At 73.3% G+C, this 21,414-nt stretch carries 22 protein-coding genes and 1 pseudogene; 14 read left to right on the forward strand and 9 right to left on the reverse strand.

Features of this window, described 5'->3' with window-relative positions; translation table 11 throughout:
* Positions 1-8: 8 nt before the first annotated feature.
* Positions 9-3,983: a type VII secretion protein EccCa gene (eccCa, locus tag ACVW2K_RS02045; RefSeq protein ID WP_457201342.1), complete on the forward strand. Its 3,975-nt coding sequence runs from the start codon at positions 9-11 to the stop codon at positions 3,981-3,983.
* Between the two features lie 152 nt (positions 3,984-4,135).
* Here the strand turns inward: eccCa and ACVW2K_RS02050 are convergent, their stop codons facing one another.
* A complete protein-coding gene (locus ACVW2K_RS02050; RefSeq protein ID WP_457201343.1) occupies positions 4,136-4,585 on the reverse strand; it encodes a nuclear transport factor 2 family protein in 450 nt (149 codons plus the stop codon).
* Positions 4,586-4,718: 133 nt separating this feature from the next.
* Between ACVW2K_RS02050 and ACVW2K_RS02055 the strand changes: the two genes are divergently transcribed.
* From ACVW2K_RS02055 to ACVW2K_RS02065, 3 genes are read left to right on the forward strand one after another with little or no spacing between them, the layout of a single operon-like run.
* Positions 4,719-4,892 (forward strand): hypothetical protein, encoded by a 174-nt coding sequence (locus ACVW2K_RS02055; protein ID WP_197025403.1) that lies wholly within the window; start codon positions 4,719-4,721, stop codon positions 4,890-4,892.
* A gap of 52 nt (positions 4,893-4,944) precedes the next feature.
* On the forward strand, positions 4,945-5,241 hold the full coding sequence (locus ACVW2K_RS02060) for a type II toxin-antitoxin system VapB family antitoxin (protein WP_028638661.1): 297 nt from the start codon (positions 4,945-4,947) through the stop codon (positions 5,239-5,241).
* A complete protein-coding gene (locus ACVW2K_RS02065) occupies positions 5,241-5,741 on the forward strand; it encodes a LytR C-terminal domain-containing protein (protein WP_028638660.1) in 501 nt (166 codons plus the stop codon). The genes ACVW2K_RS02060 and ACVW2K_RS02065 overlap by 1 nt, the downstream gene beginning before the upstream one ends.
* On the opposite strand, the pseudogene ACVW2K_RS02070 reads toward ACVW2K_RS02065, so the two are convergent.
* Positions 5,738-7,241: pseudogene (locus tag ACVW2K_RS02070) on the reverse strand (potassium/proton antiporter). The gene ACVW2K_RS02065 and the pseudogene ACVW2K_RS02070 sit on opposite strands and share 4 nt — an antisense overlap.
* A 98-nt stretch (positions 7,242-7,339) precedes the next feature.
* Between ACVW2K_RS02070 and ACVW2K_RS02075 the strand changes: the two are divergent.
* From ACVW2K_RS02075 to ACVW2K_RS02110, 8 genes are all read left to right on the forward strand, one after another.
* Entirely contained in the window at positions 7,340-8,812 is a 1,473-nt protein-coding gene (locus ACVW2K_RS02075) for an FAD-binding protein (RefSeq protein ID WP_457201344.1), read from the forward strand.
* A 94-nt stretch (positions 8,813-8,906) separates the two neighbouring features.
* On the forward strand, positions 8,907-9,161 hold the full coding sequence (locus ACVW2K_RS02080) for a hypothetical protein (protein WP_457201345.1): 255 nt from the start codon (positions 8,907-8,909) through the stop codon (positions 9,159-9,161).
* Positions 9,162-9,179: 18 nt separating this feature from the next.
* Positions 9,180-10,100: an aminotransferase class I/II-fold pyridoxal phosphate-dependent enzyme gene (locus tag ACVW2K_RS02085; RefSeq protein ID WP_457201346.1), complete on the forward strand. Its 921-nt coding sequence runs from the start codon at positions 9,180-9,182 to the stop codon at positions 10,098-10,100.
* A gap of 38 nt (positions 10,101-10,138) precedes the next feature.
* On the forward strand, positions 10,139-10,441 hold the full coding sequence (locus tag ACVW2K_RS02090; protein ID WP_457201347.1) for a putative T7SS-secreted protein: 303 nt from the start codon (positions 10,139-10,141) through the stop codon (positions 10,439-10,441).
* The gene (locus ACVW2K_RS02095) at positions 10,438-11,637 is read left to right on the forward strand and encodes a PGAP1-like alpha/beta domain-containing protein (RefSeq protein ID WP_457201348.1); all 1,200 of its coding nucleotides are present in this window, start codon (positions 10,438-10,440) and stop codon (positions 11,635-11,637) included. The genes ACVW2K_RS02090 and ACVW2K_RS02095 overlap by 4 nt, the downstream gene beginning before the upstream one ends.
* Before the next feature lie 76 nt (positions 11,638-11,713).
* A complete protein-coding gene (locus ACVW2K_RS02100) occupies positions 11,714-12,076 on the forward strand; it encodes a hypothetical protein (RefSeq protein WP_457201349.1) in 363 nt (120 codons plus the stop codon).
* 1 nt (position 12,077) lies between these two features.
* Positions 12,078-12,962: an ESX secretion-associated protein EspG gene (locus ACVW2K_RS02105; protein WP_457201350.1), complete on the forward strand. Its 885-nt coding sequence runs from the start codon at positions 12,078-12,080 to the stop codon at positions 12,960-12,962.
* The gene (locus tag ACVW2K_RS02110) at positions 12,959-14,179 is read left to right on the forward strand and encodes a hypothetical protein (RefSeq protein WP_457201351.1); all 1,221 of its coding nucleotides are present in this window, start codon (positions 12,959-12,961) and stop codon (positions 14,177-14,179) included. The genes ACVW2K_RS02105 and ACVW2K_RS02110 overlap by 4 nt, the downstream gene beginning before the upstream one ends.
* 38 nt (positions 14,180-14,217) lie before the next feature.
* On the opposite strand, the gene ACVW2K_RS02115 is transcribed toward ACVW2K_RS02110, so the two are convergent.
* Positions 14,218-15,588: a vWA domain-containing protein gene (locus ACVW2K_RS02115; RefSeq protein WP_457201352.1), complete on the reverse strand. Its 1,371-nt coding sequence runs from the start codon at positions 15,586-15,588 to the stop codon at positions 14,218-14,220.
* 7 nt (positions 15,589-15,595) lie between these two features.
* On the reverse strand, positions 15,596-16,468 hold the full coding sequence (locus ACVW2K_RS02120; RefSeq protein WP_028638651.1) for an AAA family ATPase: 873 nt from the start codon (positions 16,466-16,468) through the stop codon (positions 15,596-15,598).
* A gap of 120 nt (positions 16,469-16,588) precedes the next feature.
* Between ACVW2K_RS02120 and ACVW2K_RS02125 the strand changes: the two genes are divergently transcribed.
* Positions 16,589-16,951, forward strand: a complete 363-nt coding sequence (locus tag ACVW2K_RS02125; protein ID WP_457201353.1) for a hypothetical protein — start codon at positions 16,589-16,591, stop codon at positions 16,949-16,951.
* Here the strand turns inward: ACVW2K_RS02125 and ACVW2K_RS02130 are convergent.
* Genes ACVW2K_RS02130 through ACVW2K_RS02140 form a run of 3 tightly spaced genes read right to left on the reverse strand, consistent with a single transcriptional unit; the run spans position 16,939 to position 19,047 of the window.
* Positions 16,939-17,703 carry a crotonase/enoyl-CoA hydratase family protein gene (locus ACVW2K_RS02130; RefSeq protein WP_457201354.1) on the reverse strand — a complete coding sequence of 255 codons (765 nt, stop codon included), beginning with the start codon at positions 17,701-17,703 and terminating at the stop codon, positions 16,939-16,941. The two genes, ACVW2K_RS02125 and ACVW2K_RS02130, sit on opposite strands and share 13 nt — an antisense overlap.
* On the reverse strand, positions 17,700-18,239 hold the full coding sequence (locus ACVW2K_RS02135) for a gamma carbonic anhydrase family protein (RefSeq protein ID WP_457201355.1): 540 nt from the start codon (positions 18,237-18,239) through the stop codon (positions 17,700-17,702). Before ACVW2K_RS02135 ends, ACVW2K_RS02130 begins: the two co-directional genes overlap by 4 nt.
* Positions 18,240-18,252: 13 nt before the next feature.
* Positions 18,253-19,047, reverse strand: a complete 795-nt coding sequence (locus ACVW2K_RS02140) for a COG4705 family protein (RefSeq protein ID WP_457201356.1) — start codon at positions 19,045-19,047, stop codon at positions 18,253-18,255.
* Positions 19,048-19,163: 116 nt separating this feature from the next.
* Here ACVW2K_RS02140 and ACVW2K_RS02145 point away from each other — a divergent pair, with 116 nt between their 5' ends.
* Positions 19,164-19,730 (forward strand): hypothetical protein, encoded by a 567-nt coding sequence (locus tag ACVW2K_RS02145; protein WP_457201357.1) that lies wholly within the window; start codon positions 19,164-19,166, stop codon positions 19,728-19,730.
* Between the two features lie 20 nt (positions 19,731-19,750).
* Here the strand turns inward: ACVW2K_RS02145 and ACVW2K_RS02150 are convergent, their stop codons facing one another.
* Positions 19,751-20,446, reverse strand: coding sequence for a calcium-binding protein (locus ACVW2K_RS02150; RefSeq protein WP_457201358.1), 696 nt, complete (start codon positions 20,444-20,446; stop codon positions 19,751-19,753).
* A 134-nt stretch (positions 20,447-20,580) separates the two neighbouring features.
* Positions 20,581-21,009 carry a hypothetical protein gene (locus ACVW2K_RS02155; RefSeq protein ID WP_457201359.1) on the reverse strand — a complete coding sequence of 143 codons (429 nt, stop codon included), beginning with the start codon at positions 21,007-21,009 and terminating at the stop codon, positions 20,581-20,583.
* Positions 21,010-21,414 lie beyond the last annotated feature (405 nt).

Genomic DNA, 21,414 nt, shown 5'->3' on the forward strand with positions numbered 1-21,414 from the left:
CACAGCACGTGAGTACGACGCTCCGCGGCACCCGCCTGGAGGCACCCGAGGTGCCGACCGGGCAGATCGTGCTGCAGCCGCCGCCCCAGCTCGAGCCCAACGAGGGCGCGAGCGGCGTGCTCATGAACGCGATCCCGATGCTCGGCAGCCTCGGCTCGATCGTGCTCGTGGCGACCATGGGGCGGTCGACAGGTGGCCGGGGCTTCATCGCGGCCGGCATGTTCCTGTTCGCCACCCTCGGCTTCATCGTCGTGCAGCTCGACCGGCAGCGGAAGCAGCGCACCCAGCAGGTGACCGGGTCGCGCACGGAGTACCTGCGCTACCTGGCCAACGTGCGGAAGGTCGCCCGGGACGCCGCCGACCAGCAGCGCCAGGCGCTCACCTGGCACCACCCCGACCCGTCCTCGCTGCCCGCGCTCGCCGACGAGCGGTCGCGGGTGTGGGAGCACGGGACGTCCGACCCGCACTTCCTCCACGTCCGCTACGGCCTGTGTGCGCAGCCGCTGTCGCTGGAGCTGGTCCCGCCGGAGAGCACGCCGATCGACCAGGTCGACCCGGCGTCCGCCTCGGCGCTGCACCGGCTGCTCGTCGTGCACCGCCTCCAGCCGGACCTGCCCGCGTCGGTGGACCTGCGCGCGTTCGACCGGGTCGAGGTGTGCGGTCCCGAGGAGCCCGCCCGGTCGCTCGCCCGCTCGCTCATCTGCTCGGCGACCGCGTTCCACTCCCCTGACCACCTCGTGGTCGCCGTGCTCACCTCGGAGCGCCACCTGGCCCACTGGGACTGGGTGAAGTGGCTGCCGCACGCCCAGTCGACCCGCCAGTCCGACGCGGTCGGGCCGATGCGGATGGTCTCGACGTCGCTGGCCGACCTCGCCAACCTGCTGCCCGCCGACCTCGGCGAGCGGCCCCGGTTCGGCGCCGACGAGCGGCCCGCGACCCCGCACGTGCTGCTGGTGATCGACGGCGGCGAGCTGCCGCCCGGCAACCACGTCGTACCCCCCGACGGACTGCACGGCGTCACCTTGCTCGACCTCCCGTCGCGCTGGGACGAGCTCGACGACGCGAGCCGGCTGCGCATCCAGATCGAGGGCGAGCCGGACGAGCACGGCCGCTGCCCGGTGCTCGCGCTCCGGCTGCGCGAGGACCCGATCCGGGCCACCGCCGACCAGTGCTCGCTGCCGACCGCGGAGGCGTTCGCCCGCCGGCTCACGCCGTTGCACACGAGGTCGACCGGCGTCGTCGACCAGGGCACCGGCGAGATCGCCGGCCCGGCCGACTTCATGGAGCTGCTGGCGCTCGGCGACGTGCACTCCTTCGACCCGGGCACGGCGTGGCGCCCGCGCCCCGCCCGGGACCGGCTGCGGGTGCCGATCGGCCTCGGCGAGGGCGGCTCGGTCGTGCACCTCGACATCAAGGAGTCCGCCCAGCAGGGCATGGGCCCGCACGGCCTGGTGATCGGCGCGACCGGGTCCGGCAAGTCCGAGTTCCTGCGCACCCTGGTGCTCGGCCTCGCGCTCACGCACTCCCCCGAGCAGCTGAACATGGTGCTCGTCGACTTCAAGGGCGGCGCGACCTTCGCCGGCATGACCGACCTGCCGCACGTCTCCGCGGTCATCACGAACCTGGCCCAGGAGCTCACGCTGGTCGACCGCATGCAGGACGCGCTGTCGGGTGAGATGGTGCGCCGCCAGGAGCTGCTCCGCGACGCGGGCAACTTCGCCTCGATCCGTGACTACGAGAAGGCGCGGGCCTCCGGGGAGGTCCTCGCACCGCTGCCGTCGCTGTTCGTCGTCGTCGACGAGTTCTCCGAGATGCTGTCCGCGAAGCCGGAGTTCATCGACCTCTTCGTCGCCATCGGCCGGCTCGGGCGCTCGCTCGGCCTGCACCTGCTGCTCGCCTCCCAGCGGCTCGAGGAGGGCCGGCTGCGCGGGCTCGAGTCCCACCTCTCCTACCGGGTCGGGCTCCGGACCTTCAGTGCCGGCGAGTCGCGCACCGTCCTCGGCGTGCCCGACGCCTACGAGCTGCCCGCGGACCCCGGCCTCGGCTACCTCAAGCCGGACCCGACGACGATGCTGCGGTTCAAGGCGGCGTACGTCTCCGGGCCGCCGTCGGGGCGGGTGCGGGTCCGCCGCGACGAGGGCGGCCACGTGCAGGGGATCCTCCCGTTCACGATCTCGGAGGTGCTCGAGCTCGACGTGGCCGAGCCGGAGCCGGAGCCGGTCGTGGTGCAGGAGCCCGGCGACCAGGAGTCGTTGCTCGACATCGCGGTCCGGCACATGACGGGCCAGGGGCCGGCGGCCCACCAGGTGTGGCTGCCGCCGCTCGACGTCCCGGACACGCTCGACGCGCTGATGCCGGACCTCGGCGAGCACCCGGACCTCGGCCTCGTCTCGCCGCGCTGGCGTGGGGCCGGCGGCCTCGTCGTACCGCTGGGCACCGTGGACCGGCCGCGCGAGCAGCGCCGGGACACGCTCACCATCGACCTCTCCGGCTCGGGCGGCCACGTGGCGGTCGTCGGCGGGCCGCGCAGCGGCAAGAGCACGCTGCTCCGCACGATCGTGACGAGCATGTCGCTGACGACCACCCCGCAGGAGTCGCAGTTCTACGTGCTCGACTTCGGCGGCGGCACGTTCGCGCCGTTCACCGAGCTGCCGCACGTCGCCGGGGTCGGCACCCGGTCCGAGCCCGACGTCGTACGCCGGATCGTGGCCGAGGTGGCCAACGTCGTGGACCGCCGCGAGGCCTACTTCCGCGCCCACGGCATCGACTCCATCGAGACCTACCGCTCGCGGCGTCGCGACGGCCGGGCCGACGACGGGTACGGCGACCTGTTCCTGGTCGTCGACGGCTGGTCGACGCTGCGTGCGGACTTCGACGACCTCGAGGTGGAGCTGCAGCAGCTCGCGGCCCGCGGCCTGACGTTCGGCCTGCACCTGGTCGTCGGTGCGGCGCGGTGGGCCGACTTCCGCGCCGCGATGCGGGACCTGTTCGGCACCCGGCTCGAGCTGCGGCTCGGTGACCCGATGGACTCCGAGATCGATCGCAAGATCGCGGCGCTGGTCCCGGCCGGCCGGCCGGGCCGCGGTCTGGTGCAGGGCAAGCTGCACTTCCTCGCCGCGCTGCCCCGCATCGACGGCACTGCGGACGTCGAGAGCCTCGGCGAGGGGGTCGAGGACGTGATCAAGCGGGTCGCGGCCGCGTGGGACGGACCACCCGGACCGAAGCTGCGGCTGCTCCCGGAGCGGATCGGCCTCGACGAGGTGCGCGCCATGGTGCCGGCGGAGGACCGCCGGCTCCTGCTCGCGGTCGACGAGCGCGAGCTGGCCGCGGTCGGCCTGGACGTGGACGCCGAGCCGCACCTGCTGATGTTCGGCGACGGCCAGTCCGGCAAGAGCGGCGTGCTGCGCGCGTACGCGCACGAGGTGATGAGGACCCGGTCGCCGAAGGAGGCGCAGCTCGTCATCGTCGACTACCGGCGCTCGCTGCTCGGCGAGGTGCCCGACGAGTACCTGCTCAACTACCTGACCTCCGCCGCGCAGGCGCAGCCCGCGCTGCACGACCTCGCGTCGTACCTCGAGGGCCGGATCCCGGGCCCGGACGTCACCCCCGACCAGCTCCGCAACCGCTCCTGGTGGACCGGCGCCGAGGTGTTCGTGATCGTCGACGACTACGACCTGGTCGCCACCCAGCAGAGCTCACCGGTCGCCGCCCTCCAGCCGCTGCTCGCGCAGGCGCGCGACGTCGGGCTGCACCTCGCCGTCGCCCGCCGGTCCGGTGGCGCGTCGCGGGCGCTGTACGAGCCGATCGTCCAGTCGCTGCGCGACCTGGCCATGCCCGGCCTGCTGCTCGCCGGCAGCCCGGACGAGGGCCCGCTGCTGGGCAACCAGAAGCCGCAGCCCGGCCCGCCGGGCCGCGGCCGGCTGGTCTCCCGCGACCGCGGGGTCGAGGTCGTGCAGATGGCGTGGTGCGAGCCCAGCCTGTGAGCTGGTGCGCGGCTGCCGCTCTCCCGCGCTCGGCGCCGGTCGGTTTCACCATGGTCCCCGGGGAGACCTGCACGTCCCACGACGTGCTCACCACGGGGAGTGCAGGTTGGGCACGATCACCTGGTGAAGCTGCGACCGGGGAGGCGAGGGAGTCACACGTGCGTGTGCTCGCCCGGCCCGTTGATCCTGGTGCCGGGCAGGTCGGCGAGGTCGTAGGTGATCTCGAAGGTACGCCGGTAGCCGGTGTGCGCGACCCGCCAGCCGGCAGGCGTCCGCACGTAGCGGTCGTCGTAGAACGCAGCGCCCTCGAGCATGAACTGGACGGCCGGGACGATCACCTTGTCCTGGAGGTACCAGCGCCCGGAGGCGGCGTCACCGTCGACGCTCACCTCGGGGTGGTGGACCTGGTGCATGGTGAGGAACCCCTCGGGGAGGTTCTCCTTCATGTACGAGACCAGCGCGGCGCGGTCGTCGAAGACCAGGCCGTTGTAGTCGCCGGTCGCCTCCGGCACGAAGCAGTCGGCGAACTCGTCCCAGGCCTTGGTGTCGAGGGAGCGCAGGTAGCGGTACTTGAGCTGGCTGATCGCCGTGACGTCGTCCACGAAAGTAGAACGTATTCCAGTTCTGCTCGCGCGTCATCGCTTACCTGCTCGTAACGCATGGTCAACCTCCCGGCGACGTGAACGATCCACACTCGGGTCACCGACCGTTCGACGCACGACCCAGGAGGCCCTGATGGAGAACCCCGTCACCCCCGAGACCGAGCTCGCCCAGCTCCGCGAGCAGCGGGCCGCGCTGCGGCTCCGGCACGCCCAGGCGCTCACCTCGCTGATGGAGGAGCGCGCGGACCTGCGCGGCGTGCACGCGCTCGCCGATCACTTCGACGAGGCGGTCCGCTGGACCGCGTGACCGCCCTTCACGGGTGAGCCCCGGCCGGGGAGGGCCTCGTTACAATCGCGCGGTGATCTTCAAGCGCGTCGGTGTCGGGAGGCCCTACCCCGACCACGGGCTCTCCTCCCGGGCCTGGGCCGCCGTCCCGCCGCGCCAGGTCCGGCTCGACCAGCTCGTCACCACCAAGGACACCCTCCAGCTCGCGGCGCTCCTCGACGAGGACTCCACCTTCTACGGCGACCTGTTCGCACACGTCGTCGAGTGGCGGGGTGACCTCTACCTCGAGGACGGCCTGCACCGCGCGCTCCGGGCCGCGCTCCAGCAGCGCAACGTGCTGCACGCCCGCGTCCACACGCTGGAGGGCTGATGACGCAGGGGGCCCGGTCGGCGATCACCATCACCGCGCTGGCCCTGCTCCTCGTGCTCGCCGCCGTGTGGGGTTGGAGCGCCGCGACCGAGCCGCTGCCCGCCAAGGTCGACACCCCGCTGTGCAGCACGCGGTCGATCGCCAAGGGCGACAAGGTGTTCCCCCAGGACGTCACGGTCAGCGTCTACAACGCCGGCACCCGGGAGGGCCTGGCCGGCCGGGTGATGCAGTCGTTCATCGACGACGGGTTCGCCGAGGGCAACAGCGGCAACACCTCTGCGGGGAAGGTCGACGACGTCGCGATCTGGACGACCGAGCCCACCAACCCCGCCGTGCTGCTGGTCGCGAGCCAGCTCGGCGGCCGGGTCGACATCGAGCGCCGCGACGGCCTCGGGGCGGGGGTCACCGTCGTCGTGGGCGACGACTTCACCGCGCTCGTCAAGGGCGACCGCCGCGAGGTCGCTGCGGACGACGCCCAGATCTGCAGCCCGCCGGTCTAGCGCCGCCGGGTCCCCAGCCACTGCGCCAGCCGCCCGTGCTCGCTGACCTGCCGCAGCCGCTCCTCGGTCTGCTCGCGCAGCTTCCGGGGCGCCACGACGAGCAGGTCGTCGCCGTGCCGGAGCACGGTACGGCGCTCGGGCACGATCGTCTCCCCCTCCCGGATCACCATCGCGACCGACGAGCCGCGCGGCAGCCGCAGCTCACCCACCTCGACGCCGTGCATCTGCGACACCGGGCTGATCGCCACCTGCAGCAGGTCGGCCGCGATCCGCTCGAGGGGCGCGGCCTCGACGTCGAGCCCCCGCGGCTCGGAGCGGCGGGCGACCTTCAGCAGCCGGGCTGCCGCGGGCAGCGTCGGCCCGGTGAGCAGGGTGTAGATGACGACCATCACGAACACGATGTCGAACAGCCGGGCCGCCCCGTCGACCCCTTCGGCCAGCGGGATGGTCGTCAGCACGATCGGCACGGCCCCACGCAGCCCGGCCCAGGAGATGAAGCCCAGCTCTCGCCGGGGCATCGGTTGCACGACGGCGCTCACGACGCACCGAGAGGGGCCGGGCCGCCAGCGTGAGGATCAGCCCGGCCGCGACCGCCAGGCCGACCGAGTCGAGGGTGATCCGGCCCGGTGAGAGCAGCAGGCCGAGCATCACGAAGAGCCCGATCTGGGCCAGCCAGGCGACACCCTCGGCGAACGACCTGGTGGCGGTGCGGTGCGGCAGCTCGGTGTTGCCGAGCACCAGCGCGGCGACGTACACGGCGGCGAAGCCGGACCCGTGCACGAACGCCGCCGCGCCGTACGCCAGGAAGGCCAGGGTCAGCACCGCGAGCGGGTACAGGCCGGAGGAGGGCAGCGCCGCGCGGCGCATGACCCAGGCGCCGCCGAACCCGGCAGCCAGGCCGAACCCCGTGCCGACGACGAGCTCGTACCCGACGATCCCGAGCACCGCCAGCACGCCGTGCTCCTGCGCGGCGCCCGACGACACGAGCGTCACGAGCACGACCGTCGGCGCGTCGTTGAGGCCGGACTCGGCCTCGAGCGTGCCGGTCAGCCGCCGCGGCAGCGGCACCACGCGCAGCACCGAGAACACCGCGGCCGCGTCGGTGGGTGAGGTGACGGCCCCGAGCAGCACCGCGAGCTGCCACGGCAGCCCGAGCACGTAGTGGGCGCCCACGGCCACGACCGCGACCGAGACCGCAACCCCGATCGTCGCGAGCGAGAGCCCCATCCGGGCGACCGGGCGGATCTCGCGCCAGCTGGTCGTCAGGCCGCCCTCGGCGAGGATCACCGCCAGCGCCGCGAAGCCGAGCGAGTGGGCGACCTCGGCGTTCTCGAAGTGGATGCCAGCGCCGGACTCACCGAGCGCGACACCCATGAGCAGGTAGATCAGCAGGCTCGGCAGGCCGGCTCGCGAGGAGACCCGGACCGCGAGGATCGCCAGCAGGGTCACCGCGGAGCCCACCAGGACGAACGTGTCGAGCTGATGGACGTCGAACGACACAGGTCACCTCGGCGATCGTCGGGGCGGGGCCCGAGTGTATCGGTGCGGCCGAGCGGGCCGACGTTCCGCAGAATTGAAACTTGTTCTAGATTTGACCCATGAGCAGCGGCACCGCCATCCCCGACGTCCTCCCCGCCTCCGTCCTGGTCCCCGACAGCGGCGAGGGCGCCGAGCGGTACGACGTCGTCGTGGTCGGCTTCGGCATCGCCGGTGCTTGCGCGGCGCTGGAGGCCGCACGAGCGGGCGCCCGGGTGCTGCTGCTGGAGAAGGCCGCGGTCCACGGGGGCACGTCCGCGATGTCCGGTGGCCACTTCTACCTCGGCGGCGGGACGGCCGTGCAGCAGGCGACCGGGTGGGCGGACTCCGCCGACGAGATGTACGCGTACCTCGTCGCGGTCTCCAAGGATCCCGAGCCCGACAAGATCCGCGCGTACTGCGACGGCTCGGTCGAGCACTTCGCCTGGCTCGAGTCGCTCGGGTTCGAGTTCGAGCGCTCCTACTACCCGGAGAAGGCCGTCATCCAGCCCGGCACCGAGGGGCTGATGTTCACCGGCAACGAGAAGGTCTGGCCGTTCAAGGAGCAGGCGACGCCGGCGCCACGCGGGCACAAGGTGCCGGTGCCGGGCGACACCGAGGGCACCAGGATGGTGATGGACCTGCTGCGCGCCCGGATCGAGGAGGCCGGGGTCGAGGTCCGCTACGAGACCGGCGCGACCAACCTCGTGGTGGACGGCGACACCGTCGTCGGCCTCGCCTGGCGGTCGTTCGAGGACACGGGCGTCATCGCCGCCGGCGCGGTGGTCGTCGCCGCGGGCGGCTTCGTGATGAACCCCGACATGGTCGCGTCGTACACCCCGTCCCTCGCCGAGAAGCCGTTCACGCTGGGCTCGACGTACGACGACGGCCTCGGCATCCGCCTCGGCGCCTCCGCCGGCGCCGAGCTCCGGCACATGGAGGAGCCGTTCATCACCGCGCCGTTCTACCCGCCGTCGTCGCTGATGACCGGCATCATCGTGAACAAGGACGGCGAGCGCTTCTGCGGCGAGGACGGCTACCACTCGCGGACCTCGCAGTTCGTGATGGAGCAGGCCGACCACACGGCGTACCTCGTCGTCGACAGCGAGCACGTCGAGTACCCGAAGTTCCCCCTGGTCCCGCTCATCGACGGCTACGAGACGATCGCGGAGCTGGAGTCGGCGCTCGACCTGCCGGCCGGGTCGGTCGCCGCGACGCTCGAGCGCTACAACAAGATGGCGGCCGCCGGAGAGGACCTCGACTTCCACAAGGCTGCCGAGTGGCTGGCCCCCCAGGACACCGGTCCGTGGGCGGTCTTCGACCTGCGGCTCGGGCACGCGATGTACGCCGGCTTCACCCTCGGCGGCATCCGGGTGTCCGTCGACGGCCAGGCCCAGCGCCCCGACGGCTCGGTCATCCCGGGCCTGTACGCCGCCGGCGCCTGCGCGTCCAACATCGCCCAGGACGGCAAGGGCTACTGCTCCGGCACCCAGCTCGGTGAGGGGTCGTTCTTCGGTCGGCGGGCCGGGCGGCACGCTGCCGGGATACCCGGCTAACCGGGTATCCCGTCGCTTCACGGGCATTGCAACACCCGATAAGCGTGGTGATACCCGGCTCACCGGGTATCACGCCCCGCCGTACAGTCGCCCCATGACCGACCGGTTCGAGGTCGCCAGCCGGGCGAACGTGCCGCCGTTCCACGTGATGGACCTGCTGGCGGCGGCGACCACCCGGCAGCGCACGCACGGCGACCTGCTCAACCTGCTGGCCGGACAGCCGAGCACGGGCGCGCCGGCCCCGGTGCGCGAGGAGGCCAAGCGGCTGCTCGACTCCGGCGACCCACTCGGCTACACACCGGCCGCGGGCGTGCTGGAGCTGCGCGAGGCGATCGCCGGGCACCACTAGCGCGCGCACGGCATCGACGTGCATCCGGACGAGGTGGTCGTGACGACCGGGAGCAGCGGCGGCTTCCTGCTGGCGTTCCTCGCGGCGTTCGAGGTGGGTGACCGGGTCGCGATGGCTCGCCCCGGCTACCCCTGCTACCGCAACGTGCTCGCCGCGCTCGGCTGCGAGGTCGTCGAGATCCCCACGGGTCCGGAGACCCGGTTCCAGCCGACCGTCGAGCAGGTCGCCGCGCTCCAGGAGTCCGGCGGGGGCATCAAGGGCCTCGTGGTCGCCAGCCCGGCGAACCCCACCGGCACGATGCTGGTCCCCAGCGAGCTCGCCGCGCTGGCGGCGTACTGCGAGGAGCAGCGCATCCAGCTGATCTCGGACGAGATCTACCACGGCATCGAGTACGCCCCGCTGGACGGCGGCGACCAGCTGGCCCGCAGCGCCTGGGAGACCAGCCGCGAGGCCGTCGTGTTCTCGAGCTTCTCCAAGTACTTCTCGATGACCGGCTGGCGGATCGGATGGATGCTGGTCCCGGACCGGCTCCGCCGCGCGGCCGACGTGCTCACCGGCAACTTCACGATCTGCCCGCCGGTGCTGGCGCAGTGGGCGAGCCTCGCGGCGTTCAGCGACGCGTCGTACGACGAGCTCGACGGCCACGTACGGCGGTACGCCGGGAATCGCGCCCTCCTGCTCGACGGCCTGCCGCGGCTCGGCGTCACGCGGCTCGCACCCGCGGACGGCGCGTTCTACGTGTACGCCGACGTCGGGCACCTGACCGACGACACGATGGCGTTCTGCCACGACGTGCTGGCCCGGACCGGCGTCGCGATGGCGCCCGGGATCGACTTCGACACCGTCGACGGCGGCCGCTTCGTGCGGCTCAGCTTCGCCGGCCCGGGGGCCGGCATCGAGGAGGCCCTGGACCGGCTCTCCACAGTCACCGCCACCTGACGTTTCTCCACAAGTCCCGCCCGGTGACGCTTCCGGGCATGTACGGAGACACGACCACCATCCGGGCCCTGGCCCGGCGGCTGCGCGAACGGGCCGACGAGATCCGCGACCTCGCGACCGGGCTCAGCGCCGCGGCGCGGGACGTCGCCTGGCAGGGCGTCGCCGCGGACACCATGCGCGTCCACGTGGAGACCCGCGTCTCGGCCCTCCACCGCACCGCCCGGCTGCACGAGGACGCCGCCGACGCGCTCGACCGGCACGCCCGCGAGGTCGACCTGCTCGAGGACCTCGCCGTGGACGCCGTCGAGGGGACCGTCGGGAAGCTGAAGGAGCTGCTGTGAGCGACACCCACATCACCCAGGTGACCGGCGGTGCCCACGGCCTGGCCGCGACCTACGTCGCGATGCGCGGCCTCGCCGACCGGTTCGACACCGCCGGGAGCGAGCTGCGCGACTGGGCCGGCCTCGGCGCCCGCACCATGCTCGACCCCGGCCTCGCCGCGTCCGCCCCGATCTCGCCGGTCAGCTTCGCGCTCGCCGAGCGGGCGGTGCTCGCGGCGACGACCGGGCCCGACGGCGTGCTGGTCGAGTCGTTCGGCTGGGAGGCCCACGCGGTCGTGGTCCGCGCGGTGGTCACCACGTTCGACGTCTGCGACGACGAGGTGCGCTCGTGGTTCCAGCCGCTGACCGAGCGCGCCTTCGCCCTCACCGAGCCCGAGCTCCGCGCCGGCCCGCTCGCCCTGGCGTACGGCGGCGACGGGCAGGCCGGGGTCCGGCCGATCGACGCGGACGTGCCGTACTCCGGCGAGCAGCCGGCGAACCTGACCGGACTGGTCGGCCAGCTCCAGCACGTCGCCGCGCTCTCGCAGGGGTCGGACTCGGCGCTCAACGGCACCATCGAGATCCAGACGATCCACGGACCTGACGGCGTCCGGCACATCGTGTACCTGCCCGGGACCGACGACATGACGACGCTGCCGTGGACCCAGGACGACGACGTCCGCGACCTGCCCACCGACCTGCTGCTGATGTCCGGGCACGGCAACAGCTACCAGCAGGGCATCCTCGACGCGATGGGAGAGGCCGGGATCGGCCCCCACGACCCGGTGCTCCTGGTCGGGCACTCCATGGGCGGCATGGAGGCGGCCGCGATCCTCGGCCACGGCAGCGACTACGACGTCACCCACGTCGTCACCGCGGGCTCGCCGACCGCGCAGGTGCCGTCGTTCCCGTCGGGCACGCACGTGCTGTCGCTCGAGCACCGGGGCGATGTCGTGCCCCTGACCGACGGCGCGCCCAACCACGAGTCCGTCGAGCAGGCCACCGTGTCCTTCGCCGACCACGGCGGGGCGTCGGGCGTCGTCGGCAACCACGACTACTGGCACTACCTGAACGGCGCCGCCGCGGCGGACGCGTCCTCCGACCCCTCCGTGCAGGAGCAGCTCGCGAGCCTGCACGACGCCGGATTCCTGGCCTCCGGCGACGGCCCACGGAGCACCGTCACGAGCCAGGTGTTCCAGATCGTCCGCCAGCCCTGAGACGCGTTTCACCCGGTCGAATCGGGGAATGCGGTCACCGACGCACCCGGCTATCTCGGAAGAAGGTGCCTCATCGATGTACGGCGAGACCGACGTGATGCGCAAGCGCGCCACCCAGCTGCGCGAGCAGGGGATCGAGATCCGCAGGATGGCCGACCGGCTGGTCGCCCGGACCGAGGCCGTCGGCTGGACCGGGCGCGCGGCGGACGCGCTCGCGATCCGGATCCGCGACCGCGCGAGCAGGCTCCATGACGTCGCCGCGCGGCACGACGCCGCGGCGGAGTCCCTCGAGGCGCACCTGCTCGAGGTGGAGCGGCTCAAGGACGCCATCGACGATGCCGAGCACCGGGCCCGGCACCTCGCGGAGGACGGCGTCCCGTTCTCACCACCGCCACCCGGTCACAAGGACTGGCTCGCCCTCGACCTGCCGGGACTCTGACGTGGCGACCATCGACCTCGGCGCCGCCCCTCCGGCGGCGACGGGCCTCCTCGACGCACTCCCTCGCCGGCTCTCGCTGACCCTCCCGGAGCTGCTGTTCGTGGCCGAGCGGGCCGGCGGCGCCCCGCTGCCCTTCGTCCGCGCGGCGGAGGGGCCCGACGCCGAGCTCGACGGCCGGCTCGGGCCGACGCCCGGTGCCACGGACGCCGAGGAGCTGGCCGCCGCGCTCGAGGGTCTCCACGACCCGCATGCCTCCCTGGCCCGCCGGGGGCTGCTCGTCGACACGGTCGTCGACGAGGGTCTGGTCGGCGCCGTCGGGCTGCTCGCCACACCGACCGTCGCCGTCGACCTCGACGTGACGGCAGGTCCGGGCCGGGTCCGCGCCTGGCACCGGCAACGCGGGGACGCCGTCGCGTCGCTCGCGACCGCGGACGGCATCGTGTTCGAGCTGGCGTGGTTCCCCACCAGTGCCTGGGCCGACGAGCTGGCCCGCGTCGCGGTCGTCCCCGAGGACCTGCGGACCGGCGAGTCCGGCGCTCCCGACCGCCTCGACCTGCCGTACGACCTCCTCGACGCCGCCGCCGAGGCGGTGTGCAGCCACCGCACCGACCTGCTCTCGGTGCTGGCCGGGCAGCACGGCGTCGACCTCGAGGCGGTGCCAGTGCTGACCGCGCTCGCCACCGAACCGCGCGGCCGCCTCCGGGCGCTGGTCGCCGACGTGTCGGGCGAGCGCACCAGTGTCATCGGCGTGGTTTCGTGGGTGCTGCTGGCCGACGGCTGGCGCGCGCTGCGACCCCACGGCGCGGACCTCGTCGAGGTGCGCCGGGTCCGGCCCGGCGACCTCGCCACGGAGCTCGCCCCGGTGCTCGCGGAGGTGCGCCCATGAGGATCGCCGAGAGGTACGACCAGCTGATGGGCCTGGCCGACCTGTTCGACGGCACCGGCGCCGAGATGCGCAGCCGCGCCGGGCTCGGCGAACAGCTGCTCCGCGACCCGGCCGTCGAGGAGTCCGCCGAGCTGGCGCCGGCGTCGTTCGAGCGGTTCGAAGACGACGTGCGCGCCGCCACCACCGGCCGGCACGGCCTGCTCGCGCGGTCGGTCGAGCTCGACGCCGACGCACTCGTGGTGCGCGCGACGGTGCTCACCTACCAATGGATCGACGACCTCCAGGCCGCCGCGTTCCGCACCCTCGGCTCGATCGCCGGCCGCGCGATCGGCTACCTCGCCCCCGAGGTCGCCCTCGGCGGCGCGGTCGTCGCCGCGGGCTTGATCGAGACGGACGCGCTCGACCGCGACGGCGTCGCGGCGTACCTCGAGGAGCTGATCGGCGACAACCCGGACCTGCGCGAGCACGTGGCCGGGGGCGGCGGACTGCTCGACGGGCTGCAGCTGCGGTCCCTCCTCACCACGGGCGAGACCACCGCCGGCGCCGCCCGGGCCGGGCTGCGCGCGATCGGCGCCGAGCCCTTCCACGCCGACCTCGGCGCCGCGCTGCGCGACGTCGCCGCCCCGGTGCTCGGGGAGGACCCGCCCGACCGCACGACCACCGGCGGCGACCCACGGCTCTCCGGGCTGGGGGACCTGATGGCCGCGCTGGCCCGCGCACCCGCCCCCGTCTCCGTGCACGAGGTCTCGCCGCAGCGGTACGTCGCCTTCCTGCGCGGACCGTATGCCGGGGAGGGACGGCAGCGGGTCGTCGCGGGCGACCACGCGGCGTACGCCGACCACGCCCACGACGCCCTCCGGGATGCGGTGCCCGCCGATGCGCACGTGCTGCTGGTCGGGTGCGCCCAGGGCGGGGCCACCGCGGTCGAGGTCGCGACCCGGCCCGCGCCGTACGTCGTCGACCAGGTCATCACCGCCGGCTCGCCGGCCGCGCTGGTGCCGCGACTGCCCGACGGCGTGCGGGTGCTCTCGCTCGAGGACCGCGCCGACCCGGTCGCCCAGCTCGGCGCGCTGGTCAACGCCGACGCCGCGAACCGGCTGACCGTCGTCTTCGACGGCGCGGACTACGTGGCGGGCGGTCGCGCGGTCGACTCGGCGCAGCATCCCGGGATCCGTCAGGAGCTGGATCGCCTGCGTGGGCTGGGATATCTCTCCTGATCTCCATCCGCCGGTCGCGAGCTCGTCCGTCGGGCCGCTCAGAGGATGTCGTGCACGAACTCACCGAGCTGGGTGAGGTTGCGGCACTCGACCATCGGCACGACCTCGCCGTACCTCGTCGCCGCGGAGTCGCCGGTGTCCCAGTGCCGGCGGTGTTCCGGGTTGAGCCACCACGCATGCCGCGCCGAGCCGGCCAGCCGCTTCAGCACGTCGAGGTGCAGGTCGGCGTAGTTCGAGCGCGCGTCGCCGAGGATCAGCAGCGACGACCTCGGGCCGAGCGCGTCGGCGTACGACTCCTCGAACTTCGTCAGCGCCCGGCCGTAGTTGGTGCGGCCCCACAGCGCGGCGTGCGAGGTGCTGGCCGCGAGGTCCGCCAGCACGTCGGCCGGGTCCGCGCCGGGCCGGAAGTGCTGCGTCACCTCGTGCACGTGGTCGATGAACGTGAAGGCGCGGACCTTGTCGAACTGGTCGCGCAGCGCGTAGACGAGCAGCAGCGTGAACTGCGCGAAGTTCGCCACCGACCCGCTGACGTCGCAGAGCACGACCAGCTCGGTGCGGTGCGGCCGCTTCGGGCGGTGGTGGGTGACCAGGGGGACGCCACCGGTGGAGACGGACGCGCGGACGGTGCGCCGGAAGTCCAGCGGGCCGCGCCGCCTCGCGTGGTGCTCCTGGGTGAGCCGGGTCGCGAGCCGCCGCGCGAGCGGGTAGATCTCCCGCCGCATCTGCTCGAGGTCGGCCCTGCGGGCGGAGGTGAAGTCGAGCCGGTCGATCGTCGGGCGGACCGCGACGTTCGCCACGTGCTCGGGCCCCTTCTCCTCGGCGATCCGCCGCCGGGCGTCGGCCTGGACCATGCCGGTGAAGCTGCCGATCCGGCGCCCCGCCTCACGCCGGGCCTCGTCGTCGGTGCGCCCGCCGGCCAGCAGGGCCTGGACGATCCGGTCCACGAGCTCGGACGGCGCGACCCGCTGCAGCGCGGTGTACGCCGACCAGGACGACAGGCCCGGGCCCCGGCCCGGCATCGCACCGAAGCGGGCCACCATCTCGGCGGCGAGGTCGAGCAGCGCCTGCTCGTCCCCGTCCCCACCTTGCTCGGTCAGCGCGTCGGCGAGCTCGTCCCGGAAGTCGGCCAGCGCCCGGCCGTTGTCGACCTCCGGCTCGCGACCGACCGCGGCCGCGCCGTCGCCCACCATGCGGGGGAAGTAGACGTCGAACAGCACGTCGAAGGTGGGCCGCTGGGACTGCTTCTTGACCAGCGTGGCGGCGTACCCCGCCCGCACCACCTCGCGGCTGTCCCAGTCGAGGGCGCGCAGCGCGGCCACCGCGTCCAGGTCCTCCGCGAGCGACACCGGCATCCCGGCGGCGCGGAGCGCCTCCAGGAAGCTGATGTGGCGGTCGACGAGTCCGCTCATGAGCACCTCATGACCGCAGCCGGAGCTCCCGCACGGCCTTGTCCTGGTCGGAGGCGTGCTTGAGGACGACGCCGAGCGTGTCCGCGATCGCCTTCTCGTCGAGCTCGCCGATCTCGAGGGCGACCAGGGTGCGCGCCCAGTCGACGGACTCCGCGATCGACGGCGCCTTCTTGAGCTCCAGGTCGCGCAGCCGGCCGATGGTCGCGACCAGCTGCTCGGCGACGCGCTGGTCGAGGTCGGGCACCTGGCTGGTGACGATCTCCCGCTCGCGCGCGGCGTCGGGGTACTCCAGATGCAGGTACAGGCAGCGCCGCTTCACCGCCTCCGACAGCTCGCGGGTCGCGTTCGAGGTGAGCACGACGTAGGGCCGGCGCACCGCCGCGACGGTGCCGAGCTCGGGGATGGTGACCTGGAAGTCGGACAGCACCTCGAGCAGCAGTCCCTCGACCTCGACGTCGGTCTTGTCGACCTCGTCGACCAGGAGCACGGTCGGCTGCTCGCGCCGGATCGCGGTCAGCAGCGGGCGGGTCAGCAGGAACTCCTCCGTGAAGATGTCGTCGTGGGTCTCCTCCCACGACTGCTCACCGGTCGCCTGGATGCGCAGCAGCTGCTTCTTGTAGTTCCACTCGTACAGCGCCCGGGCCTCGTCGAGGCCCTCGTAGCACTGGAGCCGGACCAGGTCCGCGCCGGTGGCGCGCGCGACCGCCTTCGCGAGCTCGGTCTTGCCCACCCCGGCCGGCCCCTCGACCAGCAGCGGCTTCTCGAGGGCACCCGCGAGGTACGCCGTCGTGGCGGTCGCCGGATCAGCGAGGTAGCCACGCTCCCCGAGGCGGGCGACGGCGTCGTCGGGCGAGGCGAACCAGGAGCTGGGGTGCGGCATGTCACCCATCCTCGCCTACCCGCGGCGTCACCTCGGCGTACCTCCGCTCGTTGGAACGCCCGGAGAGGGACGCACGCCGACCGAGGGGGACGCGTGCGCAGCACCGGCCCAGGAGGACCCATGCCGCACCGGCTCCCGCGCTCTGCCCGACTCGCGCTCTTCGCGGTCAAGGTGACCGTCGTCGGGTCGATCGCCGTGACCGGCTGGGCTACCCAGACCGTCGCGGACAGGCCGGACAACGGGTACGCCGGCTACGCGGTCGACGACCAGCCCACGCGCGTCGACCACCTGCTCGACCGGCACCACTGCTCGGTCACCGGCTTCGACGGCGGCGCCCAGCCGGTCTCCGCGATCGTGCGCTCGGCGTCCGGGCAGATGCGGTTCGTGCCGTTCGAGACCGGCTGGCGGGTGTTCACCGCGCAGGGTGCCGCCCGGCTGGTGGCGGTGTGCCTGGACGAGGCTCCGACGCGTCAGGCTCCGTGACGCCCGTCGCCTGACGCGAACCGCGCGGCTCCCTCGAGCGCGCCGTTCTCGAGCGAGACGAGCCCGTGCCGCAGCTCGTTCGCCATCGCCTCGTCCTCGGTGAGTCCCTCCTGCTCCAGCAGCGACAGGCGGTCCTCGCGCAGGCAGGGCTGCGGCAGCGCCGCCAGCTGGTGGGCGAGCGCCTCGGCCTCGGCGCGCGCGGTGCCGACGGGTACGACGCGGTTGACCAGGCCCATCCGCTCGGCCTCCCAGGCGTCGACCGGGCGGCCGGTGAGGACCAGGTCCAGGGCGCGACCGGCGCCGATCAGCCGCGGCAGCCGGACCGTGCCGCCGTCGATGAGCGGCACACCCCAGCGCCGGCAGAACACGCCGAGCACCGCATCGCCGGCGGCCACCCGCAGGTCGCACCACAGCGCGAGCTCGAGGCCGCCGGCGACGGCGTACCCCTCGATGGCGGCGACGACCGGCTTGGACAGTCGCATCCGGGTCGGGCCCATCGGGCCGTCGCCGCCCTCGTCGAAGTCCGTGACCTGGTTGCCGCGCTCGGTGCCGATCGCCTTGAGGTCCGCGCCGGCGCAGAACGTGCCGCCGTCGCCGTACAGGACCGCGACGGCCTGGCCCTCGTCGGCGTCGAAGGCGCGGAACGCGTCGGCGAGCGCCTTCGCGGTCGGGCCGTCGACGGCGTTGCGGGCCTCGGGGCGGTCGAGCACGACGGTGGTGACGGCGCCGTCGACCTCGACGCGGACGCTCATCGGACCTCGCTGTCGAGCAGGACGGCGCCGTCGCGGTGCCGCTGCGCGAGCTCCTGGTAGTACGGCGGGTTCTGCTCGACCCAGAACTCAGACGACGTGCCCTCGATGGGCTTGGTCGGCTTGCACGGGATGCCCGCTGCGACCACGCCGCCCGGCAGCACGGTGCCGGGGGTGACGACGGATCCGGCGGCGACCAGGGTGCGCGGGCCCAACACCGCGCGGTCGAGGAGCGTCGAGCCGTTGCCGACCAGGGCCTGCTCGCCGACCTCCTTGCAGTGCACCACGCAGCCGTGGCCGACCGTCGCGTCGCGACCGACGACCAGCGTCTCGCCGGGGGCCGCGTGCAGCACCGAGTTGTCCTGCACGTTCGCGCCCTCGCGCACCACGATGGTGCAGATGTCGGCACGCAGCACCGCGCCGTACCAGATGCTCGCGCCCTTCTCGACGGTCACGTCGCCGATCAGGGTCGCGGTCGCCGCGACGAACGCGTCGGGGTGGACGGCGGGGCGCTTGCCCTCGAACTCGATGCTGACCATGGGGCCATTCTGCTCAGTCGAGCACCGGCTCCGCCTCGTGGTCCTCCTCCGGTGCCGTGCCGTGCGCACCCTCCTCGTCGGAGTGCGTGACGGCGACGTACGCGACGAGGAGGGCGAACAGCACCAGGCCGACCGCGGTCACCGGCCCGGTCCCCCAGCCCAGCCCGCCGCTCGAGGGCTTGGCCGCGAGGTAGTCGGCGACACTCGCGCCGAGCGGACGGGTCAGCGCGTACGACGCCCAGAAGCACGCGACCGCGGGAAGGCCCGCCCGCCACAGCCCGAGCGGGATCAGGATCGCGACACCGAAGATCACGATCGACCAACCGAACCCGAGGCCTGCGTTGATGGCGACGGCGTCACCGAGCGCGGTGCCCAGCCCGAACGTCAGCAGCACCGTCCCCCAGTAGAACCGCTCCCGGCGGGAGGTCACGATCGAGTGCACCGACAGCGTCCCCTCGCTGCGCAGCCACCACGTCAGCAGCCCGCACAGCAGCACGAAGTAGACGATGGCGTCGAACCAGTACGGCGTACCGAGCGCCACGTGCGGCCCGTCGGCGATCATCGTGCCGAAGACGGCCACCATCAGCACCGTCACCCAGTAGCGCACCGGCTGGTACGCCGAGGCACGCAGCTGCCACCACAGCGCGGCGAAGAAGCCGCCGACGCCGACCACGCCGGCGACCGGGATGCTGTGGGTGCCCATGAAGTCGGCCCCGGTCTCCCCGATGCCCGTGGTGAGCAGCTTGATGACCCAGAAGGTGAGGAAGACGGCGGGCACCTTGGGGCCGGCGAACGTACGAGAGTCCATGCGACCAAGGTCCGTGGCCGCACCTGCCAGCAACCTGACCGCCGGACCGGCCGGTCCATCCCGGTCGCAACCTTCGCCCCCGACCGCGCGTCGCACGCATGTCGAGAGGAGCTCCCATGGCGATGCCGGCGCGCGTGCGCGGCCTCCTGTGGTTCGCGACGGTCTGCATCCTCCTGGGCGGATGTGCCCACAGTCCGGCCCGCGAGTCATCCGCGATCACCGCGCCCGGCGGGTCGGACCTCCCGCACGCGCACCGGGAGCACCGCCCGTACTCCGACCAGAACCTGCCGCCGCGCCGCGGCGGGGGCTTCGTCGTCAAGGAGCTGCTCCTGAGCCGGGACGTGCGCGACGCCGACGGGCAGGTGCTGCACCCGGACGAGCCCGGGCTGGACTTCTGGGCGGAGGAGGTGCGCACCTGCGTCCGGCGATCAAGCCACCACCGCGAGCTGGTCGGCTGGGACGACTGGCGGGCGAAGGGCACGGACGGCCGCGTCTACCCCGCCCGCCCGGCAGGCGCGCACCCGTTGCCGACACCGACCTATCCCTTCCGGAAGGTGCTCGCACCGGGACAGTGCGTGACGGGCTGGTGGTTGATCCCGGTGCCGAAGCTCCCGGGCGGCCCCACCGCGATCCAGTTCGCGCCCGGCGGCCGCACGCTGATCGACTGGCCGACGCTCCGATAGCCGGGTGGGGACGACCGCCGCTACTGCGCCCGCACCTGCTCGCACCCGGTGAGGGTGTCGGAGTCGTCGATGGCACCGAGGTAGGTCACCACGTCCGAGCCCGGGCCGCAGCGGATGGTGTCGGCGCTGCCGTCGACCTCGAGCACGACCTCGTCCGGCCCGGGTCCACCGAACACGCGATCGGCTCCGGGGCCCGGTCGCAAGGTCTCGACGGGGAACAGCGCATCGGGGTTGCGGCGGTTCGGCCCGCCGCGGAGGAGGTCGTCGCCGTCGCCGGCCTCGAGGAAGACGTCGATCCCGCGTCCGCCCACCAGGACGTCGTTCCCCTGGAACCCGAAGTTCGGCGCCAGGCTGCCGAACTGGTCGCCGCCCGGCCCTCCGAAGGCACGGTCGTCCCCGCTGCCGCCGACCAGGAGATCACGGCCCGCCCGGCCCTTGAGCAGGTCCGCACCGGGGTCGCCGAACACGGTGTCCCCGCCGAGCCCGCCCCGGAGGACGTCGGCGCCGCGGCCGCCCTTGACGACGTCCGGACCAGCGCCGGCGAAGACCAGGTCCTCACCCGCCTTCGCCTCGATCGTGTCGTGCGCAGCGGTGCCCACCAGCACGTCGTCACCGGGAGTCCCGGTGACCACCGCAGCCCGCGCACCGGGTCCGGCGAGGACCAGCCCCGACACGAGCAGCAGTCCCACCGTTGCCTGCACCCGACGATCCGGCATCGTGGACCTCCTACCGCACAACCTCTCGAGGTCCCACCAGCATGGGCACGCACCCAACCGGTCCGCGACGTCAATGCTGGGGAACCGCCGGGCACCGCCCACGGTCCGGTCAGGCAACCAGTTCGGCCGCCGACTCAGCTCCCGGGCTCACACTCGCCGGGGTTCTCCGCGCACTTCCCGCCTGAACCGCCTGGTTCGTCCGGCTCGTCCTCGCCGCCTTCGTCGTCACCACCGCCGTCGTCTTCGCCCCCGCTCCCGTCGCCACCTTCGCCTTCACCATCTCTGCCTTCGTCCTCGTCGCGTTCGTCCTCGTCGCCCTCGTCCTCATCGCGCTCGCGCTCATCGCGCCCGTCCCCGTCGCGCCCGTCCCCGTCGCGCCCGATCTCGTCTCGCCCGTTCTCGTCGCGCTCGTTCTCGTCGCGCTCGTCCTCGTTGTCGCGCCGTTCACGGTTCTCCTTGTCGGCGTCGGCGGGATAGCCGCACGCTGACGCGCCAACGAGCACGACGGCCAGCGCGCCCAGGGTCCGCCGAGTCACGGCGACGGAAGGCTTCGTCGAGGACATGAGGGAGAACTCTCCGGGCGGGACAGCAGGCGCGGTCGCCGCCGCCGACCTGGCCGCTGCATCACTGGTGACGGACGGCCCCCGCCACATCCTGGCGCAGCAGCACATGCGCCCGAGGGCCGTACGGAGGCGCGACTCGGAAACGCTCGGCCGCCGACGCTCCCACGGGCTCTCGGACCGCACCCTGCCCGGGCCACTGCTGTCGCCGACGACTCGGACCCTGGGCGCCATGACATCAGCGTCCGTCGGCGCACGGGGGCCGCACATTGCGGCCAGCACCCACAACGAGGGACCGCCAACCGGGGTCCGTAGGAGCCGCTCGCCCGGCCATCGTCACCTGGCCCGCGGGCCGGATGCACCAGCCGACCGGTGGCTACCGCCCGGGCCTCCCTCGTGCGGGTGATG

It is taken from the genome of Nocardioides sp. HB32, assembly GCF_054058995.1.

What these genes read in the sequence shown, in the direction of transcription:
- ACVW2K_RS02055 (WP_197025403.1), top strand. Translation starts at nt 4,719, where the DNA reads ATGGAGAACCCCGTCACCCCCGAGACCGAGCTCGCCCAGCTCCGCGAG.
- ACVW2K_RS02065 (WP_028638660.1), top strand. Translation starts at nt 5,241, where the DNA reads ATGACGCAGGGGGCCCGGTCGGCGATCACCATCACCGCGCTGGCCCTG.
- ACVW2K_RS02075 (WP_457201344.1), top strand. Translation starts at nt 7,340, where the DNA reads ATGAGCAGCGGCACCGCCATCCCCGACGTCCTCCCCGCCTCCGTCCTG.
- ACVW2K_RS02080 (WP_457201345.1), top strand. Translation starts at nt 8,907, where the DNA reads ATGACCGACCGGTTCGAGGTCGCCAGCCGGGCGAACGTGCCGCCGTTC.
- ACVW2K_RS02090 (WP_457201347.1), top strand. Translation starts at nt 10,139, where the DNA reads ATGTACGGAGACACGACCACCATCCGGGCCCTGGCCCGGCGGCTGCGC.
- ACVW2K_RS02100 (WP_457201349.1), top strand. Translation starts at nt 11,714, where the DNA reads ATGTACGGCGAGACCGACGTGATGCGCAAGCGCGCCACCCAGCTGCGC.
- ACVW2K_RS02110 (WP_457201351.1), top strand. Translation starts at nt 12,959, where the DNA reads ATGAGGATCGCCGAGAGGTACGACCAGCTGATGGGCCTGGCCGACCTG.
- ACVW2K_RS02115 (WP_457201352.1), bottom strand. Translation starts at nt 15,588, where the DNA reads ATGAGCGGACTCGTCGACCGCCACATCAGCTTCCTGGAGGCGCTCCGC.
- ACVW2K_RS02120 (WP_028638651.1), bottom strand. Translation starts at nt 16,468, where the DNA reads ATGCCGCACCCCAGCTCCTGGTTCGCCTCGCCCGACGACGCCGTCGCC.
- ACVW2K_RS02125 (WP_457201353.1), top strand. Translation starts at nt 16,589, where the DNA reads ATGCCGCACCGGCTCCCGCGCTCTGCCCGACTCGCGCTCTTCGCGGTC.
- ACVW2K_RS02130 (WP_457201354.1), bottom strand. Translation starts at nt 17,703, where the DNA reads ATGAGCGTCCGCGTCGAGGTCGACGGCGCCGTCACCACCGTCGTGCTC.
- ACVW2K_RS02135 (WP_457201355.1), bottom strand. Translation starts at nt 18,239, where the DNA reads ATGGTCAGCATCGAGTTCGAGGGCAAGCGCCCCGCCGTCCACCCCGAC.
- ACVW2K_RS02140 (WP_457201356.1), bottom strand. Translation starts at nt 19,047, where the DNA reads ATGGACTCTCGTACGTTCGCCGGCCCCAAGGTGCCCGCCGTCTTCCTC.
- ACVW2K_RS02145 (WP_457201357.1), top strand. Translation starts at nt 19,164, where the DNA reads ATGGCGATGCCGGCGCGCGTGCGCGGCCTCCTGTGGTTCGCGACGGTC.
- ACVW2K_RS02150 (WP_457201358.1), bottom strand. Translation starts at nt 20,446, where the DNA reads ATGCCGGATCGTCGGGTGCAGGCAACGGTGGGACTGCTGCTCGTGTCG.
- ACVW2K_RS02155 (WP_457201359.1), bottom strand. Translation starts at nt 21,009, where the DNA reads ATGTCCTCGACGAAGCCTTCCGTCGCCGTGACTCGGCGGACCCTGGGC.